The following is an 18,301-nucleotide window of genomic DNA, read 5'->3' on the forward strand; positions in this document are numbered from 1 at the left end:
TGCGCTGCTAGCGACGGATGATGGGAAGCCTGTGACGGGTGATGCGCTGCTAGCGACGGATGGTGATAAGCCTCCGATGGGTGATGCGCTGCTAGCGACGGATGATGGGAAGCCTGTGACGGGTGATGCGCTGCTAGCGACGGATGATGGGAAGCCTGTGACGGGTGATGCGCTGCTAGCGACGGATGGTGATAAGCCTCCGACGGATGATGCGCTGCTAGTGATGGATGGTGATAAGCCTGTGACGGGTGATGCGCTGCTAGTGATGGATGGTGATAAGCCTCCGATGGGTGATGCGCTGCTAGCGACGGATGGTGTGCACTAAATGACGGGTGGTGTTGAGCGAATTCTTCCATGACGATTCCTTGTTTAAGATTGATCGTGCCGAATTGAACAACTACATCATTGGTAAGCGACCACTATTTCATAGTGATGCGTAGGTACAGCAGTGCAACCATAGTGCATCAGGTGGCACAGTTTACGTTCTCATGCAAAACCGGACTGCACAAGCTGCCATTTGTGACAGGTAAATCAATTCATTCGCGGCTTTGCCGTTGGGGGAATGACTTCGATTTTTATGGCTTTCCTGATATGCATTTTGAGACGTCCTGGCGTTGGTAAGCGCATGATGCTTTACCTTTTAGTAAAGGCACAGCAAGCGTATCAAATACTTCCCGCTGTCTGGTCCAGTCGCAGGGGTTCTCATATATGGACGCCCTCAATTTGCAAGTGGTAACTCGGATTAGCGGCGGAAGGTTAGATTGCATCCATATATTCGGTCTGCTGGCAGAGCCAGCGACATAATGGAATTTGCTGGTTGGCGCCTCAATCAGATCAACGGACTAGTATGTCCTTGAACCCCTCCAGACTTGGTCAACCGCGGTCTTACAGATTTCGCCATTACTTCGAGATACCTCTGCAATCAAAGACGGGTTGCGTCTCAACAAATACACGGTGTCAAATATTTTTGCTGAGCAGATTCTCAGGCTGGCGACAGTATCGATGCCGGGATGAAAGCGGTTGAGGATGGCTAGAAGGCAGCTAAGATCAGACTGGGCTTATAAGCGCCTTTAGTGCCTTCCCGAAGCAGACATTGCAATTCAGAATCGGCGCAAATGAGTTCGAAAGTGGGCGCGCCGTTACAGGATGGCTGGAAACATCTCCGTTTTCGCCTAAATTTCGCCCACGTTTGAGACACCAGGCTCGGCGACAATCCCCCCTCTCGTTCGAGAGAACCTTCACCACATCAACGTATTCCGGCAAATTCCCGCCAAAACCCTAAATCCATAATCGAGTGCGGCGTAAATTCCTCTGCCCGATCCTCTCAAAAGGGTTAGTCCGCTGCCCGCGTGAAATTATATTGCTCGACCACGGCGAACAGATAGCGAATATGACGCAGTGGCATTCTTGATAACTATAGGTTGCTCTTATAGAGGTGATTGCATATCGGTCTTGGACCTAATAGCTAAAGATGCTCATCATGGCCCAATTACTTCAACATCTACCAGGAGAAACGCCATGAAATCCATCGTCGATGGAGTCTTGAAATTCCAGCAGCATACATTCCCCGGCCTGTCCGGCCTGTTCAAGGAACTGGCCACTACCCAGAATCCGAGCGCCCTGTTCATTACCTGTTCCGACAGCCGCGTAGTGCCGGAGCTGCTGACCCAGCAAGATCCAGGTGACATCTTCGTGATCCGCAATGCCGGCAATATCGTGCCCTCCTATAGTTCGACGCCAGGCGGCGTCACCGCTACGGTCGAATATGCGGTTGCCGTACTGGGCGTGAGCGACATTGTGGTCTGCGGTCATTCTGATTGCGGCGCCATGACGGCGATTTCCAGCTGCAAATGCCTGGATCACTTGCCCGCAGTGGCAGGCTGGCTGCGCCATGCCGATTCGGCCAAGGTGGTCAATGCGGCCCGAACCCACGCCTCGCCGGCGGCGCGGCTCAGTTCGATGGTGCGCGAAAATGTCATCGCCCAGCTGGTCAACCTCAAGACCCATCCGTCCGTCGCCCTGGCGCTGGAACAAGGCAGCCTCAACCTACATGGCTGGGTGTACGACATTGAAACTGGCGGCATCGTGGCGCTGGACGGCTCCAGCAATCAATTCGTCTCGCTCGCCGAATTTCCACAAACCGTCGCGACGCAAGCCAAGCGCAGCGCTCAGGCCGTTTGATGCCGGTCTGTTGAATCACTGGCAGTTCTAACCCCGTTCTCTAACTGAAAAGGAAACATCATGCAACAAGCAAACGTATCCCAAGACAATCGCGTCGCCCTCACTTCTCGCGTCATCGCTGCCAAGGCGCTCAAGGACCTGTCCTGGAAGCAGCTGACCGAAGGCACCGGACTGAGCGTGGCTTACGTCACGGCGGCACTGCTGGGCCAGCACGCCTTGCCGAAAGCCGCCGCTGAAGTGGTGTGCCAGCATCTTGGCTTCGCGCCGGAAGCGGCGGCAGAGCTGCAGATGATCCCGCTGCGCGGCAGTATCCCGGGCGGCACTCCTACCGATCCGACCATCTACCGCTTTTACGAAATGCTGCAGATCTACGGCACCACCTTGAAGATGCTGGTGCACGAAGAACTGGGCGACGGCATCATCAGCGCCATCAATTTCAAGCTGGACCTGAAGCGAGTGGAAGATCCGGACGGCGGCTCGCGTGCGGTGATTACCCTCGACGGCAAATTCCTGCCGAACAAGCCTTACTAAAACCGACGTTGCAGCTTGGATTACACCAATACTGGCGGCATGCTTTTTTTGAATCAAGCAGAAATAAAGGTCGTTGCCGATGGAAAATGGCACGTCTTCCAGGCTTAGCCCCGGCCTAGTGACATTGATGGCAATGGCGACAGGCGTTGCGGTGGCCAGCAATTACTACGCACAACCGCTTGCTGCATACGATCGCCGGGTAATTCGACATCAGCAAAGGCGTTGCCGGTTCGATTGTCACTGTGGCCCAGCTCAGTTATGCGCTGGGATTGCTGTTGTTGGTGCCCCTAGGAGACCCTTGCCGTCATTAAACCGAGTGACTACTTACACATATATGACCCCCTGCGACTTGTCCAGTCGTAGAGGGGCACTCCAAAAGTGCGTCATTTTGCGTCAAACCGTTGCAGCCGATTTTCCCGCCAACCCGCGTAACTTGGGGGCGTTTTTGCAAACCGCATTAAAAGCAGTGCATTTAACGAAACCGGCACTCGGGGGGCCGCGATTGAATGGCCGCCGCCGGCCAGTTCTTCATCGGCAAGCCAATAATGTCAGGACGTTAATTGGGATCGACCGTGTGAGTTGGCATTGATTATCCATTGGAAAACACCTCTCTAACTGCGTTCCCGTTACCTCTATCATTTGCTGCAATGAAGAGGGTATATGGACGAATTCACGCGCATCGAAGCCGATGCCCATCGTGGCGCAATGGGGCACAACAATCTATCAGAACCTACCCAGGCGCAGAAGCTGGCAGGCAATTACAAAGTAGGCAGAACGACCTTTCACGGCATCGCAATTGCTATCGAGCAGCCGCGCGGATCTTTCCGTTGTGGCGTTGATGTCGCTGGCCGGCCATGGCAAAACAGGATGTCGGCACATTACGGCTATCTCGTTGGCACGACTGGCAACGATGGCGATGCACTCGATGTCTTCATCGGCTATTTCCCAGAATCGCGAGCCGCCTTTGTGATTAACCAGGTCGATCAGCTGACCGGTGCATTTGATGAGCACAAAATCATGCTGGGCTTTCCGGATGCGCAAGCGGCATCCTGTGCCTATCTGGAAAGCTATCACCGAGGTTGGCAAGGGCTGGGCGACATCGTCCCGATTTCAATTCCTCAACTCACATGGTGGGTCAAGCATGGCAATCACACCCAGCCGATCAACGCGGTGTCTCTTCCAATTTTAGGGTACGACAACATGAAAAAAATAATGTGGGACGGTGAGTCTCCCATTGGCAAGACCTATGACGGGCTGCTGTACGACATTCGGCGCTACGATGATGACGGGTTGCTGTACGACCCGTTGAGCGTGACGGATATTCTGGATGATACGGAAGGTGTCTATACCTTCGATGCGCTGGTGACGCCATTTTCGAAGCTTGAACGCAAGATGCAGGTCCTGCAGAGCGTCATGGAGCGCACCGGCGGCACTGTCAAGCCGGTCACCATGCAGATCACGGAGCCGTTCAAGCAGCGGGGAACAGCCAATGTTGCAGTGGTCTATGAACTATCGGACGGGCAGACGCTCAGCATCTTCTTTCACAATCCAGATGTGACGCCACAAAAGATCGCTCCAACGGACGATCTCATTTCGTGGAAGTGGATGCTCAATAAGAAGGACGTGACGATTGTTGCAGCACCCGAGCGCGGCGTCGATCTCAATGTGCGCGAGGTTGCTAATCGCCTTATGCGCTTAGCCGAACGGAATTCGGCCACGTTTCAGCGCGCCAATGCGAAGCGCTCTGCTCGCATGCAGGCGATTGAAACATTGAAGACAGCGATCACGGAAAAGAAAGCCACATTAGCGCGGCTGCAGCGCGAGCTGGAAGTCAGGCGCCTCGAGAAGGAGTCTACGCCAGGTGTTCCGGATAGTATCAGCACCGCGCCGGCGGCACCTATCGTTGATCCTGCCGCCGCGCCGGCCACTGAGCCAGCTCCGGAATCAGCCCCTGAACCAATTGTCGCGGTTGCGACACCGTCCGAACCTGTCGCGGATCCTGTTTCCGTCGAGACGGGTGACGTTGCGCCGGAAGAGATCGTGGCGCCACAGGCCATTGAAACGCCGGAAGGTAGCAATCCAATCTCCGAAGGTGAGATGCCGCCGGCGGCCGCTGATCTTATTTACGTCACCCCTGCTGTTGTGACCGTTGATCCGGTTGCCGAAGCTAGTCCTGCTGTGGTGGAACCGACGGCAGTGATGGATCCCGTCATGGATCCTGTGGACGAACCAACGTCAGCTCCAGAATCGCAGCCGGAGGCCGAACCTCCAATAGTTGCAGAAACCGTTCCTGCGCCGACAGAATTTTCCCAGGAGATTGGTACTGAAGCCGTCGCGGTGGAGGTGTCGACTCCAAAGGAATTAGCCGCACCGGCTATTCCCGAGTCGCCGTCCGAAATGACGGCGGACGACTTGCCCCCGCAGTTTGTTGACGACATGCCGCCGGACGGAGAGGTGTCGGAGTCCGACGATGACGAGCTGTCCAACGACCCGAATAGCCCGAACTACCGCTATGGTGATACGGGATATATTGCTGATTCCCGTAAAGAAAAGGCCGCTAGCGTCATAGCAATTGCGAGAAAGTCCGGCCTAAGACTGCGCGCATCTGACGTTGATTGGAATGCGATCGAGCAGAATCCACGGCAGGCCGCAGACTTGATTACGAAATCCAATCTATTTGGAAAGACGGATTGGACCGCCTTGCAAGAGAGCGGAATGCCCCCGGAAGTGGGATTTCTTATTAATAAGGTCTTCGCATCCATTGGTTCTTGTCCTTCAAAGGATGGGGCGCTGTCTCGTAAAGATTATGCGTTTGGCCTGGAAACGATTCGTGACAGATTAGAGGACCAGACTACTGTCGTGGATGTTTTGGCCGTACTGGCTGAAATCAAAGACGAGTTGTCGGGCACTCAATTGAATCTCGACGAGACGGAGCAGATCGAGATCATTCGTTCTGAGGTGGCTACTCTACGGAGTGAAGTCAAGGAGTTGGATGATTCCTCAAATGAATTGTATCGAGCGGCGCAGCAAGCGCGGGCCGATTTTTATACGATTGAACGTGGTATTGACTCTCGTAAACGCCGCAATTGGACGATTGATCCGAAGGCAGAAAGAGCAATGATCGATGCCAAAACTACGTCCGATGATCTATGGGCAAGGTTCGCGACGGTTCGTGAAGAGGTTAATCCAAAGCTAGACGTTATGCGCAACCGCCTTGGTGAATTGTCTAAACAGGAAAGACTGATCACTATGTTGGCGACGGTCCGCAATCAATTGCAAAGTCCTGTCACGCGGGCATGGCTCACATTTGGTGATCGTTTTCTCAAGCTGTTGCATTATCGGAGCTTCCGCGGCGGATCCGACTCCTTCGCTGGACATGTAACAAATGCGAAGACAGGCAAGATTGTGGATTGGTCGTGGGCCGACAAGGATCGCCCAGTAAGAGTGAAGGGGGCAACAAGGAAGGAAATCAATTTCCAGATGAAAGTTGCCGACACCTATGTCCGTAAGGGCGGCAGATCGGTGTCGGTGAATTCAACTCAGGCGCTGAAGGACGCACTTGGCTTCCGTGACGTGCAGTCTGGGAATTGGGTGTTGAAAGATCCAAACAGTGCCAAGTTTCACGTCGAACAAACAGCCGCGGCGATGTCTGATCTCGCCGACATGCTAGGTATTGACCAAGAGTTACTAGGCTTTAGAGGCCGTCTAGGGATGGCATTTGGCGCGCGTGGATCTGGCGGAAAGAATGCAGCTCGTGCGCACTACGAGCCAGTACACCGCGTCATCAATCTAACCAAGATGGGTGGTGGTGGATCGCTTGGCCATGAGTATTTCCATGCCTTGGACAATGTGATGCATGAGCTAGTCAATGCACAATCATCGAGCAAGAAGAATGAGTTCGTGACGGCTAACCCCGACTTATTACCTGAGGGAGATTTACGCGATGCCGTCAAAGCACTTAAAAGAGCCATCATGGACGGAGATCAGCGGGCACCGGAAGTGATCAAATTTACAGACAAGGACATTAGTACTGCCAAATATAACATCGATGCCCCACGCAATCGAATCGCACGCGCTATCAAAGACGCGGGCAATGCCACGACGGGTGTCCTCGCTATTGATGCGTTCTTGGCGCCAAGTTTGACGGGAAATTCGCGCATTGCCAAACAGAGAAGTCAGTGGCGCAAGCTGGCTGCGGCTTACTATGCCAGCGAAGGAGAAACGATGGCGACGCTTGCTGTTGGGAAGAGTGTTTCAAGCTTTGCTTTTGAGGCGGCTACGTTGGATAAAGGACAGTTGGGGAGCTACTGGTCTCAGCTTGAAGAGCTTTCCGCCAGAGGGTTTCAGGCATGGATCGAAGATCGGATGGCGCAGCAAGAACGTCAGAATGATTATTTGAGTGCTTTCGCTGACAATAAATATCACTATGATCCGCTGTTGGATATCCAGTACAAGCCCTTTCCAGAAGGGGAAGAACGAATCAAAATTAATGCAGCATTCGATAATCTGTTTGAAGTGATCCGTAAAAATCAAGTGTTCCAGAAGGCGAATGCCAATGAGGTCTTGTTAGATTCAATCTTTAATGCGTAACTGGCTGATAGTCCAGCCCCATCTCTTCAGCGATGGTCTTGAGGCGTTTGTCTCGGGTCCACAGGCGGGCGGCATGGATTGCCGTGCTGGCCAGCAGATGCGTATCAATATACCCAATGCCGCGCCCCATGAGCTTGTGTTGTTCGATAAAGAACAATGTTTCCTCGTTAGTGGCGATGGGTAATTGCGGCAGCGATTGCAATAAACTTAAGATTTCGGTCCGGTTACCGAGGCTGCCGCATGCGAGTTCGCCGACGACGAAGGGGTGACAATAACCCCGTCCCGTTTCTAACAACCCGGCTAATGCCGGGCTGCCGGCGCGCAAATGGTCAATCCAGATGGATGTATCGACCAAAATCATTGCGTCTCGCCTTTGCGACGTGCAATTTCTTGCAATTGTGGTTCGCTGCCGCCTAAACGCGCCAGGCGACGCGCGCTTTCACGCTGAATCAATGCATTCAGCGCTTCCTTCAGCAGGGCATTGCGCTCGTCCAAACCGCACAATGTTTGCGCGCGGGCAAGAAGGGCGTCATCTAAATTGACTGTGGTACGCATAAGGTGCTCCCTGTAAATGGATGAACCAATTGTAGCATCAAATGATGCTTTAATTGGTTCTTGATGTATTCCCCGAGATGGAAACCGCCGAACAGTCGTGTTGATCTTTTACCCGACAATGCTGAATACAGACGATTCAGAGCGAACATGGCAAAAGATATTGAGAAGAATGTGTCCGGTCTCTTAGGCAAAATGGGCACGTCCGCAAAAAAATGGTTCTCCGGCAATGTCGAGAAGGTGGACGACCTGGGCAAGGACGATCCTTATGCCTTTGATTTCGGCGCCGCATCGCAGTCGCTCCTGGGTACTGGTCGCCGCGCTGCCCGCATGCGCGCGCAGATCTATCAGAAATGGTCGTTTATGGAAGGCGATCCGATTGTGTCCGGCGCGCTATCACTGATCGTCACCTCCGCGCTCGGCGGCCATGAGACGACCGGCAATACGGTGTTCATCGAGAAAAAAGCCGAAACCATCAAAAACATCAAACTCGCCAAGATGGTCGATGAGATCGACGCCGCCTTGACGCCGAAGCTCAATCAAATGGCGCATTGCATGGCCTATAACGGCGCAACCTTTGGGGACAGCTACGCGCGGCCTTATGTGGATAGTAGTGGTGTGCGTGAATTGTATTTCGGCGAGATTGTCCGGCCACCCATGGTGCAAGCCTATGAGAAAGGCAATCGCACTGTGGGATACATGGTGTATTCCGGTGCCAAGGCGATTGAGCGGCTGGATACGACGCAGCTACTACGCCTCAAAATGCCGCGGTTGGTCTGGGTGCCGCAGTTTGCTGTGCAGGATAAAGTCATCAAGATGGCCTTGTCGGAGAACGACCTGGATGAGCTGCCGATCCTGCCGTCGATGGTGGGCGGATCCTTCTTACACCAAGCGGAAGAGGCCTACGATCACTTGTACGCGTCACTGCTCGGCTTGATCGGGCAGCGCTTTGCCGACTCCATTGATGAGCGTGTTCTTGGTTTCAATGGCGATGGTATGACGGCGGATCAGAAGAAGAAATTCGGCGACGGTGTCATGACCATGCTGAAGCAGGCCAAGCAGCGCGCACAGTGGGCGATTGAACATGGCCAGCCGATTCTGGAGAAATTTACGACCGTGCTGCCATACCATGGCGATAAGCAGCTCACGAACCTGTCGCAGCTAGTTGGCGATTCTGGGCGCAATGGGGAACTGTCGATCGAGGACGTGATGATGCACGCGCGCTTGCTGGGTGGTGCGTTGGGGGTGGACTTGTCGATGCTGGGCTTCGCCGATCAATTATCCGGCGGCCTAGGTGATGGAGGCTTCTTCCGTGTTAGTGCCCAGGTAGCCGAAAAATCTCGGATTATCCGCGGTGCGCTGTCCGATTTCTTCAATTCCGTCATTGATCTGCACACGATGCATCGCTACGGCATTGTGTTTTCTGAGGAAGAACGGCCATGGAACATCAATTTCTATGGTTCCATTTCCGCCATGGAAGCCGAAAAGCAGCGAACGCGCCTGGAGTCAGCGAACTCTGCCGCCATGTTGGCGCAGGTCATGTCTCAGATCAAAGAGATGGGCTTGGATGAAAAGACGACCGCCATGTTCCTGGCGAAGCAGATGCTGCTAGACGAAGATGAGGCGGCGGCCTATGCCAAGGCCATGGTCGCTAAAGCTACCGAGGAGGCAGACATTGGGGCTGTTTGATAACGTTGCTAATAATATTGCCTTGCCGAAGAGCGCAGGCGCCATTGCAGCCATTGGTCAGGCCAAGAAATATCTGCCGCCGCGCTTGGGCGCGCTGGTCAATACGGGCTTAAGTGTTGGCAATAAGTTGTTGAGCGGTGATCTTGGTGGTGCTGCGCTTTCTGTTCTGGATTCGGGGCTATTAGCAAATTATTTTCCGCGTGTGGACGGCCTAGCCGCATTGGCGGCCTATTGGGCCACGCCGACGCCGCTCTTGGGCGGCATCACGCCGGCGGAAGCCAAGGCGATTTTTGATGAATGCTCGGCAACCCGGTATGCCAAGAAAAACCTGTTTTTGGTCGAAGTCACGGACTTGATGCCGTCCAGCATGGAATCGTTGGTCTCGAAGCTGACGGCCGGCGATGGCGCCAGCATGTTCAACCTGTTTGCAACTGAAGTAAGTTATTCGCCCTGGACGATTACCGGCGACAAGGTGCGAGTTGGATCAGGAACGATTGATTCGGTGCATAGCCTGGAATCCGTCGATCTACGGTTAACCACCATGGATGATTCGGTCGGCACGCTCAAAAAATGGTTTGAATCGAAGGCGGCCGCCGCGACCAAGCGGGACGGTTGTGTCGGCGTACCTATCGAATACCTGGTCAAAATCCGCATCTTGCATTCGTTCATTACCGACGCTAGCAATCGCGGCGGCTACGAAAGCATTTTGTATATGCGTCCGGCCAGCATCGAATTCGACCTGTCGCGACGAGACGACACGGTGCAAGAAATTCAAATGACGTTCTCTCAGTTCGATTCCTTCTTTCCGGTAGCTTGACATGGCAATTCAATCCGATAGCTTTGGCTTCCTGGTCGGTGATCCTGCCGACTGGAGCGAAGCGCTTAAATTGTGGGCGGAGATACAGGATGACGTGCGGGGCATCCGCCTGGCGCTCACCTCAAGCGCTGCTGGCGCCAAACGTGCTACCCAGAGTAGCACGGCCCCAACTCTTGCATTACCTCGCCGCCAAAGCGCCGCAGCTGCGAAGGTGGTACAGATCACCTCCAGGACAGTTGTGCAACCTACGTCGTCGCTGAAGACGGCGATTGTCAGCAAGGACGCGCTACGCGCGACATTTCCAACGACAGTCGCGCGCGATGCCAATGGTCGGTTTGTGCGCACTGGCCGAGAGGTTACGCCTAGTGCACCGCGCGGAAGCCTTGGTCGGCCGCGCGAAAGCAGGGGAACAGGTGACGGCATTGCCAGTCGTTCGGTCATCCCCGGAAAAATTGGCGCGGTGGGCGCCATGGCGTCGAATGCGATCGATCGCGCGCCCGATGTGGATCCGGCCATTGCCGCCGCCAAGGAGCTCAGTGCGATTGTGACGCCGGTCGGACGAGGTTTCGGCAAGTTGCTTGGGCGTGACGGGGAAGAAAAGAAGAAGACGGTATGGTTCAGGCGACTCTGGACAGAGTTACGTGGGTTGCGCCGGGACGAGACTGAATTCAGCAAGGCGCAACTGCGCAAGCTCGCTGCGATTGAGAAGAAGCCCGCCGCCGGTAGCAGCTCAGGGGGATTGCTGAGCCGTTTGGTACCAAAAATTCCAGGACTCGGGATTTTTGGAAATTTGCTGGGCAAGGGTGGTAAGGGGCTATTCGGGCTCGGTAAAGGGTTGTTCCGACGCCTGCCATTGCTAGGTTCGCTGCTGGCGGGCAGTTCCGCGCTGGCCAGTATGTTCGGTAACGACGATCCAGATCAAACATCGGCAGAAAATCGGAAAGGGCGCTTTGCCGGTGCCGGCAATGGCATCGGTGCATTGATCGGTGGCGGCATAGGGTTGGCTTTTGGCGGCCCGATTGGCGCGATGGTCGGCGGTATTATCGGGGACAAGCTGGGTGAGGTCACGGGGGAATGGCTATCCACCTTCGACTGGAAAACGATCGGCGACAAGATCACCGCGACCTGGGACGCTGGCGTTCAGAAATTCAGTGACGGGTGGGATGCGATGACGGACTTTTTTAAGGATAAATTTGAGATTACCAGGAATGCTGCCAATGCGGTGAAGGATCTCGCTGTCCAGGCAGGAAATGCAGCGAACGATACTCTCAAAGAGAAAATCGGTGTTGATGTCAAGGCGAAGGTCGCCAATGTGGCGACGGTAGTCAAGAATACTGCTGTTGCTGCTACGGAGATTGTCGATCAGCATGTCGTCAAGCCGGTGACAGCCGCTGCTGGCGCCGTTTCCAATTATGGGCAAGAGCGTGTTGCCAGGATGGCGGCACCGATTGGCCGTGTGGTCAATGAGCGCTGGCAGGCTGCAAAGGACTATCTGGTCGGTGGAGCGAGTTCTGCTGGCGTTGATCCTGGCGTGGTGGCGCAGATCGCGCATTTCGAGAGCGGGTTCAATAAGGATGCCGCACCGATCCAGAAAAACGGTAAGAAGCTATCAAGCGCCCACGGCTACGGCCAGTTTCTCGACGGTACTTGGACCGATATGATCAATAAGTATGGTAGAAAATATGGCGTCGACGGTGCCGGGAAATTGTCGAAGCAAGATGCAGAGAAATATCGGAGCGATCCTAAAATCCAGGCTGGGATGCTGGCGGAATTTACCCGAGAGAATATTGAAAAGGGGCGGAAGCTGGGTGGTGTGGACGACGCGGCGAACGTCTACGCGTATCACAATCTAGGTGATGGCGATGCTAGCCGCATTTTAAAAGCGGTCAAAAATAATCCGAAAACCTCCGTACGGGATGCGCTGGTAGGTAGTCGAGAAGTTAGTGACAGTGAGCGCTTGAGGATCGACACCGTGATCAAAAACAATAAAAGCCTGTATGGCGACGGGACGATCTCCGCTGGTGCCGCTTATACAAATATGGGCAATAAGATGCGCATGGGGGAGTTTTTTGCGCAGGATGCGAGAGCGATGCAGGCGAAGAGCGTCATTCCATCGCTGGCGGGAAGGTCGCAAGCACCGGCGGTGCCGAATATCTCTGCCGTCCCGAATATGCCGACTGCGCCTGCCGTTGCGAAGATGTCGGATATTCCTGAGATCGCGTCAATATCGCCAGCGACGCGGCTCAATGCCAAGTCGTCGAGCACGTCGGTTACTATCGTTGCTCCGAAGTTTGATGTGGGACAAGATTTGCGTGACCGCAAAATTGCCCATGTGGTGACCGGGGGAATGTCAGCAGGGGCTTAAAATGAAATTGATGCCGTATGCTGAGATTCTTCGATCAGGACTTCCGGATGACGCATAGCGATATTCAATAATGTTCGGGCAGCACCAGACGGGTCACGTCGACCTTGCTCCCATTCTTGCAGCGTGCGCACCGACACGCCCATGAGTGCAGCGAACTGCGATTGTGACAGCCCAGACTGGGTGCGCGCCTTGGCAATTGGCGAGACCGTAACGACTGTTGAGCGAGCCGCTTTGCCGGCCTTCATATCGCGTACCGATTTGAGTAGATCGGCTTGGAATTGATCGAGCTCTTTATCCATGTTGAATTTCCTCTCGGAGTTGATTTAAGAAATTGGTCGGCAAGTTATCGAACTTGGCTTTTGTGTCGGCAATCAGCAACCAGATTTGACCGTTATCTAGCAAGTTGTAATAAATGACTCGTGCGCCTCCGCGTTTGCCCATTCCCCGACGTGCATAGCGCACCTTTCGTAAGCCGCCGGTACTAGGTATCACATCGCCAGATAATGGATTGGTGGCAATCCAGTTGATAAGCTCCTCGCGTTCGGCATCTGACCATATTTCTGAGGCATACCGTTGAAAAATTTCGGCTTCGATGACTGTGCACATGAATATTGTTATACGTCATTGACGTATAGTTGCAAGTGTTGCTAATCGGCTAATGAAAATGCCATTATGCCTGTCCCATGACGAGTATGGAAAACGTTCCCAAGCTCCTCCCATATGAGCGGCTAAAGTTAGATGCATTATCTAACTTACCCGCATGAGGGCACCATGACCGTATCCAATCCCGCTTACCTGCAGAGCCTGTACAACATCACACGGGCGATGGGCGACAAAGCCATCTCCAGCGATGCTGCCTTTGAAATTGAAGGCTTTGAGCAGATGTGGTTGCTGACCAAGCAGTTTCCGTGGCCTGAACTGTCGAGCGCCGGCGAAATTGAAATCCCTATGCCACTCGGTGCGGCGAAATGGGAGGCGCAGCAGGTCAAAATCAACCAGCAAGGCCAAATCACCTTGATGGAGACCAAGGCCGGCCATGTTTCTAAAATGATGCTGAATCTGATCCGTACCGGCGGCAAATTTAACGCCAAAGTGTATGAAGGTACGCCATCTCAGTTTTCTGTCGCCAAGCCAATTTATGACTGCTTTATCCAGCTGGATAACCCGGATCGTGATTGGGAAAACCGGTCGCAGGTACTCAATATCTCGGGCACGCTGTTTTTCCACTATTTCAACGAAGAAATTCCAGGCAATCTTTAAGCACCATGGCGGAGTTTTCTAAAACGCTGAAGGTGTTGGCGTTGCTCTTTTGCGAGAAAGAGCGGCCGGTGGGTATCGTGCTGGAGGAAGAAACAGTGCTTGCCCAAGCGCTGGCTGCCGCTAGATATTGCGGCGGCTACGGCGCTTTTGACGCTTTGCTACCGGCAGCACCGATCACGGACAGCATATTTGACGTGCGCGACCCCTGGGAGTCTTCGTCATCGCATCCACGTTTTTCACCACCAGCCGACCTGTATCCGACGAGCGATTTTGTCGATATCGACACGCCGCTGACACAGAGCGAATGGGCGATTGTGCGTCCATTGTTCATTCTTTACGTTGAGCGCGAAAACGCCGTTTACCTGGAGGCATCGCGTTCTCTTGGCGTAGACGTCTATGGCCGTTCGGCGTCCGAGATTGCCCAGGATATCGTCCAAAAGGAGATGGATGTCCAGCGCTTAATGTTCTGCATGCCAATCATGACGATCTAGCCGATGCAACTGATTTTGTCATCCGGCACGGTGCTGCGCGGCGACCTGCTGTTGAGCGCCTGCCTGCATTCCGATTTGGCGCCGGTGCCGATGACGCTGGAAGCTGTCGTCAGGGCGACAGATGCAACAGTATCGGAGCTCAAGCAAGGCAAAAGGATCCGCGTCGCCAGTGAAGGGTACGTATTTCGTATCATCCAGATCAAACGCAGCACGGTGTCGGCGAACGTCCAGGGTAACGACCAGATGGCCGCTTTACACGTTGTGGCGCTTTTTGAGCCATGTCACCAAATAGCGTTCCGACGCAAAACAGCAGTGATCAAAGAGGGCGCCACGCTGGGTAGTATTTACGGTGCATGCGGCGCGCGCGTCAAAATCAATGCGGATTATCCGATTGCGCGATTTGCCTGTTACGCAGGCAGCGTGCCTAGCTATGAAGTCGCCAAGGTGTTGCAGGAAGAAGGTGGCGCTATTTATACCGATGGCCGTGAAGTCACGTTCATTCGCCTGCAGGACATTTTTAAGCAAGAGCCGATTTTGATCCTGGAACAGGATACCACCGAGAATATCGATAGCGGCTTCATGGAGCGGCACGAGGTGCCGTCGTTCTTTTCGACTGACGCGTTCGGTACATTTGTCTATGGCAATCGCTCTAAGGTACGGGCTATTGGCTATCAGCCAAGAACCGATACCCGCATGCTGTGGAACATGACGCGCGCACTGATCCAGAAAAAGATATTGAAATCTGACTATCTGCCGACCGTCAATGCCGGCAAGGTCATCCGGATAGAGCGTGTCAGCTACGCCATCATCACTGCCGCGCACGCCTTCGAGAGCGGATCGGATGGCGGCGATAGCCGCCTGTATTCCAAATTCTGGCTTGGCATTTTGGAAGAGTAAGTCATGCTGCCTTCCCGTGTTCCCGGCATAGTCCGGTCCTACCTGGCGGCCTCGCGCGAGTGCCGTGTTGAGATTCCGGGCCTGACGGATGGCGCCGATGTGCTTCCGTTGGCAGAGATCGAGTATCCAATTGGCGACAAGGGCCGTGCGGCCAGCCATGCTACCGAGATCGAGATCCTTCCCGGCGATCTTGTATGGCTGGCTTTTGAGGGGGGCGACCCGCGCTACCCGATTATTACCGGATTTCGTAACCCTAGGAGCGGCAATACGATTGACTGGCGGCGCTGGCATCACGCCAACATTGAGCTGACCGCGGACGGGATATTTCGCGTAAATTGCGCGCGCTACGAGATCAATGCTAGTGAAATGGTCGACGTTAAAACGCCGCAAGCGACGTTTTCAGAAAAGCTTACGTCGGTCGGCCTGCTCACGTATCAAGGTGGCCTGGCCGGATCCGGAGGTAGCGGTGGAGCGTCGGCCAAGATACAAGGCGGTATCGACAATACTGGCGGCGATATTATCAGCAACGGCATCGGAGTGGCATCGCACCATCACGACGAACACGACGGTCCAAGCACCGGCCGGGCAAAAGCATAATTCACAATGACAAGGAACGTTATGGCAAAGAATCTCATTTTCAGTTTTGACGACATGGGCAGCAAGAAAGATACCGCGACCCGCGCAGTGGTGCGGTATTTCGCGCGTGCGGGTTCCCATATCGTCCAGGGCGATATATCTCCCAATATCAAGCGCTCATCCGGCGTGTCCTATCGAGAAATGGTGCTGACGTTCGCCGACAGCCAGGTCGTGACGTTTTCGATTAAGCAATCGGGGGATATATTTCAGGTCAAGCTGAACGGCAGGGTTGTGCCGCTCAAACATCAGGATGACCAGGTAGCGGCCATTGGTGAGATGGTCGGCAAGATGGATGCCGGTCGCTCCAAGTTCCAGGCCGCCATGGCGAAGGTGCGCATTCAGTTGCCGGACAGCATACGGACGGCGGCGCCAAAAATGGAGATCGCGTTGCAGGAAAGGTCGGCTGCCTTGGATGTCGCCATTGTTGCCATCACGGAGGATATTGCTGCACTGGCCTAACTCCGCGAAGATGGAAAACTGCTAAAAGCAGCATTGCGTCACCGCGTAATAATGGAATTGCACATACCGCGTGGGTATTTCACCTGCGCCGACATTGGGGCAAATCTTAATTACGACAAGGGTGATCTATGCCAAAGCAACATGCGGAATATAACAACGCAAAAACAGAAAAAGTCAGTACGTTTTACACGAAATTGAAGGAATCGGCGGTCAGCAGCACTGGCGTATTCGATTCCGCCAGCGCCGGCGCATTCATTGCCGACGCACAGAGCTTGTCCGCGTCGATTACCGGTGTCGAGGTACCTGAAAATCTGCAGATCCTCTTCGATGAGTCGGGCGAAGGTCGTGCCGGCATTGCGGGTGCGATTCTGGATGGTGCTGCCTTTTATGAAACAGAACACGGCGTAGAACCGACCGCTGATGTGCTGGAATGGGCGATCCACCAAGCCTATGCGACGTCGGATAGCGCACGCTCCAAGTACAAGCTCGATTCGGCCTCCAACCTGGCGCACGATCCGATGTCGCTGCAACAAAACCGTGCGGTGATTTCGATCACGGCGGCCATGGCCGAAGCCATTCCGGTTGCGAACTATCTTCCGGCTGATATCGGTTCCAACGAAGCGCCGCTGGTGATCGTCTCGCACGAAGCTGGTAGTACCTTCGGTCACTATGGCGCCGGCGACCTGATGGATGGCGTCTTGAGTGGCCGCGCTTATACCTCTGCACAACGTACCCACCTGCTGAAGCGTACCGGTGACGACTTCGACGGCAAAGTGACGCCGATTCAACTGACTGCGGATACCTGCGACCAGGATGCGCCGTCGGCCAAGTTGCTCAAGGGCCGCACCATCATCTACATCAACGGTTTGCCGGTGGCGAAGGAAACCAGCGCGGATGCACCGGCTTCGGCTTCGCCAATCAGCGGATATGTGCGCCTGGGCGGTACGCTCTTTACTGTGTCCGGTTCGATGAATTCGGATACGGGCGCCGTGAAAGTGACAACCGTGCCAGCCTTGCCAGCGAACACCCCGGTGATTGCTGAGGCGGTCATCGATTTCGAAAACAACAAGGGGATTATCCCGACCGTCAATACCATTGCGACGCGTTTTATCTTGCGCGCTTCGCCATGGAAAGCCAACGCCTTTGTGTCGACCGACAGCCAAACACAAATGGTCAATGAAATCGGCTTGAATCCCATGGGTGAATCGATGCTGGCCATTCGCAATCAGTTTGCCAATGAGCGCCATTACCAGGTGCTGGAGAAGGCCGCCCGCATTGGTGCCAACAATGCCATGGTCTGGGATTTTAAGTGGGATACCCAAGGTCTGGAAAAGACCCGGGCGCAGATCTGGCAGGACGGTTCCTGCATCCTCGGTGCTGCCAGCCAGCAGATGGCTGAAGACACCATGGATCATGGCATTACCCATTTGTACGTCTCCAAGAAGATGGCAGCGATGCTGCTGGGCTTGCCCAGCACGCTGTTTACTCCATCCGGCGTTACCGCGCGTCCTGGCATCTATCGCGTCGGTCGCCTGTTCGGTCTGTACGAGGTGTACTACTCGCCGCGGATCGTGGACGTCGACCATAAAACTTCACGGATTATATGTATCGGCCGTTCGACCCAGGTGGCGCGCAACCCGTTTGTCCTCGGGGATGCTGTGGCGCCCATGCTGATCAACATGAATGCCGACGAAGACCAGCGCTACAAGCAGGGCTTCTATGCGCGTAACTTCACGGTGGTCAATCCGCATCTTCCTTCAGCAATGGGATGCGCGGTCATTGATGTCATCAATCTCGACTAACCCTTGTTTTAACACTACAACCGAAGGAGCA

At 54.4% G+C, this 18,301-nt stretch carries 17 protein-coding genes and 1 pseudogene; 14 read left to right on the plus strand and 4 right to left on the minus strand.

All coding sequences use genetic code 11. The features are described from left to right. From V8G57_RS25175 to V8G57_RS25195, 5 genes and pseudogenes are all read left to right on the plus strand, one after another. The coding region (locus tag V8G57_RS25175; protein WP_342831721.1) for a hypothetical protein at positions 1 to 325 on the plus strand (325 nt) is incomplete at its 5' end. A 1,193-nt stretch (positions 326 to 1,518) separates the two neighbouring features. Continuing rightward, the gene (locus V8G57_RS25180; RefSeq protein WP_342831723.1) at positions 1,519 to 2,181 is read left to right on the plus strand and encodes a carbonic anhydrase; all 663 of its coding nucleotides are present in this window, start codon (positions 1,519 to 1,521) and stop codon (positions 2,179 to 2,181) included. 60 nt (positions 2,182 to 2,241) lie between these two features. Further along, a complete protein-coding gene (gene cynS, locus V8G57_RS25185) occupies positions 2,242 to 2,712 on the plus strand; it encodes a cyanase (RefSeq protein ID WP_342831725.1) in 471 nt (156 codons plus the stop codon). Between the two features lie 79 nt (positions 2,713 to 2,791). Next, a pseudogene (locus tag V8G57_RS25190) lies at positions 2,792 to 3,008 on the plus strand (MFS transporter); the annotation flags it as partial. 364 nt (positions 3,009 to 3,372) lie between these two features. After that, positions 3,373 to 7,302 carry a defense against restriction DarA-related protein gene (locus V8G57_RS25195; RefSeq protein WP_342831726.1) on the plus strand — a complete coding sequence of 1,310 codons (3,930 nt, stop codon included), beginning with the start codon at positions 3,373 to 3,375 and terminating at the stop codon, positions 7,300 to 7,302. On the opposite strand, the gene V8G57_RS25200 is transcribed toward V8G57_RS25195, so the two are convergent. Together V8G57_RS25200 and V8G57_RS25205 are read right to left on the minus strand one after the other, a co-directional pair. Beyond that, positions 7,292 to 7,663, minus strand: a complete 372-nt coding sequence (locus tag V8G57_RS25200; RefSeq protein WP_342831727.1) for a type II toxin-antitoxin system VapC family toxin — start codon at positions 7,661 to 7,663, stop codon at positions 7,292 to 7,294. The genes V8G57_RS25195 and V8G57_RS25200 overlap by 11 nt on opposite strands. Continuing rightward, the gene (locus V8G57_RS25205) at positions 7,660 to 7,857 is read right to left on the minus strand and encodes a type II toxin-antitoxin system VapB family antitoxin (protein WP_342831728.1); all 198 of its coding nucleotides are present in this window, start codon (positions 7,855 to 7,857) and stop codon (positions 7,660 to 7,662) included. Before V8G57_RS25205 ends, V8G57_RS25200 begins: the two co-directional genes overlap by 4 nt. A gap of 147 nt (positions 7,858 to 8,004) precedes the next feature. On the opposite strand from V8G57_RS25205, the gene V8G57_RS25210 reads away from it, so the two are divergent. From V8G57_RS25210 to V8G57_RS25220, 3 genes are read left to right on the plus strand one after another with little or no spacing between them, the layout of a single operon-like run. Continuing rightward, entirely contained in the window at positions 8,005 to 9,543 is a 1,539-nt protein-coding gene (locus tag V8G57_RS25210; RefSeq protein WP_342831729.1) for a hypothetical protein, read from the plus strand. Further along, a complete protein-coding gene (locus V8G57_RS25215; RefSeq protein WP_342831730.1) occupies positions 9,530 to 10,360 on the plus strand; it encodes a hypothetical protein in 831 nt (276 codons plus the stop codon). The genes V8G57_RS25210 and V8G57_RS25215 overlap by 14 nt, the downstream gene beginning before the upstream one ends. A 1-nt stretch (position 10,361) precedes the next feature. Then, a complete protein-coding gene (locus tag V8G57_RS25220; RefSeq protein ID WP_342831731.1) occupies positions 10,362 to 12,725 on the plus strand; it encodes a lysozyme family protein in 2,364 nt (787 codons plus the stop codon). On the opposite strand, the gene V8G57_RS25225 is transcribed toward V8G57_RS25220, so the two are convergent. Beyond that, complete coding sequence (locus tag V8G57_RS25225; RefSeq protein ID WP_342831732.1) at positions 12,722 to 13,024, minus strand: helix-turn-helix domain-containing protein; 303 nt, start codon at positions 13,022 to 13,024, stop codon at positions 12,722 to 12,724. The genes V8G57_RS25220 and V8G57_RS25225 overlap by 4 nt on opposite strands. Next, the gene (locus V8G57_RS25230) at positions 13,017 to 13,331 is read right to left on the minus strand and encodes a transcriptional regulator (RefSeq protein WP_342831733.1); all 315 of its coding nucleotides are present in this window, start codon (positions 13,329 to 13,331) and stop codon (positions 13,017 to 13,019) included. Before V8G57_RS25230 ends, V8G57_RS25225 begins: the two co-directional genes overlap by 8 nt. Positions 13,332 to 13,496: 165 nt before the next feature. On the opposite strand from V8G57_RS25230, the gene V8G57_RS25235 reads away from it, so the two are divergent. The 6 genes from V8G57_RS25235 to V8G57_RS25260 all read left to right on the plus strand — a co-directional run bounded on the left by V8G57_RS25235 (position 13,497) and on the right by V8G57_RS25260 (position 18,270). Next, positions 13,497 to 13,985, plus strand: coding sequence for a hypothetical protein (locus V8G57_RS25235; RefSeq protein WP_342831734.1), 489 nt, complete (start codon positions 13,497 to 13,499; stop codon positions 13,983 to 13,985). 5 nt (positions 13,986 to 13,990) lie between these two features. After that, positions 13,991 to 14,476 carry a hypothetical protein gene (locus tag V8G57_RS25240; RefSeq protein WP_342831735.1) on the plus strand — a complete coding sequence of 162 codons (486 nt, stop codon included), beginning with the start codon at positions 13,991 to 13,993 and terminating at the stop codon, positions 14,474 to 14,476. A 3-nt stretch (positions 14,477 to 14,479) separates the two neighbouring features. Further along, positions 14,480 to 15,373 (plus strand): hypothetical protein, encoded by an 894-nt coding sequence (locus tag V8G57_RS25245; RefSeq protein ID WP_342831736.1) that lies wholly within the window; start codon positions 14,480 to 14,482, stop codon positions 15,371 to 15,373. 3 nt (positions 15,374 to 15,376) lie between these two features. Continuing rightward, a complete protein-coding gene (locus tag V8G57_RS25250; protein ID WP_342831737.1) occupies positions 15,377 to 15,970 on the plus strand; it encodes a hypothetical protein in 594 nt (197 codons plus the stop codon). Positions 15,971 to 15,991: 21 nt separating this feature from the next. Further along, the gene (locus tag V8G57_RS25255) at positions 15,992 to 16,468 is read left to right on the plus strand and encodes a defense against restriction DarA-related protein (RefSeq protein ID WP_342831739.1); all 477 of its coding nucleotides are present in this window, start codon (positions 15,992 to 15,994) and stop codon (positions 16,466 to 16,468) included. Between the two features lie 272 nt (positions 16,469 to 16,740). Continuing rightward, a complete protein-coding gene (locus tag V8G57_RS25260) occupies positions 16,741 to 18,270 on the plus strand; it encodes a hypothetical protein (RefSeq protein ID WP_342831740.1) in 1,530 nt (509 codons plus the stop codon). The last annotated feature ends 31 nt before the right edge of the window (positions 18,271 to 18,301 follow it).

The organism is Collimonas rhizosphaerae (assembly GCF_038896935.1).
Classification (GTDB): Bacteria; Pseudomonadota; Gammaproteobacteria; order Burkholderiales; family Burkholderiaceae_D; genus Collimonas; species Collimonas rhizosphaerae.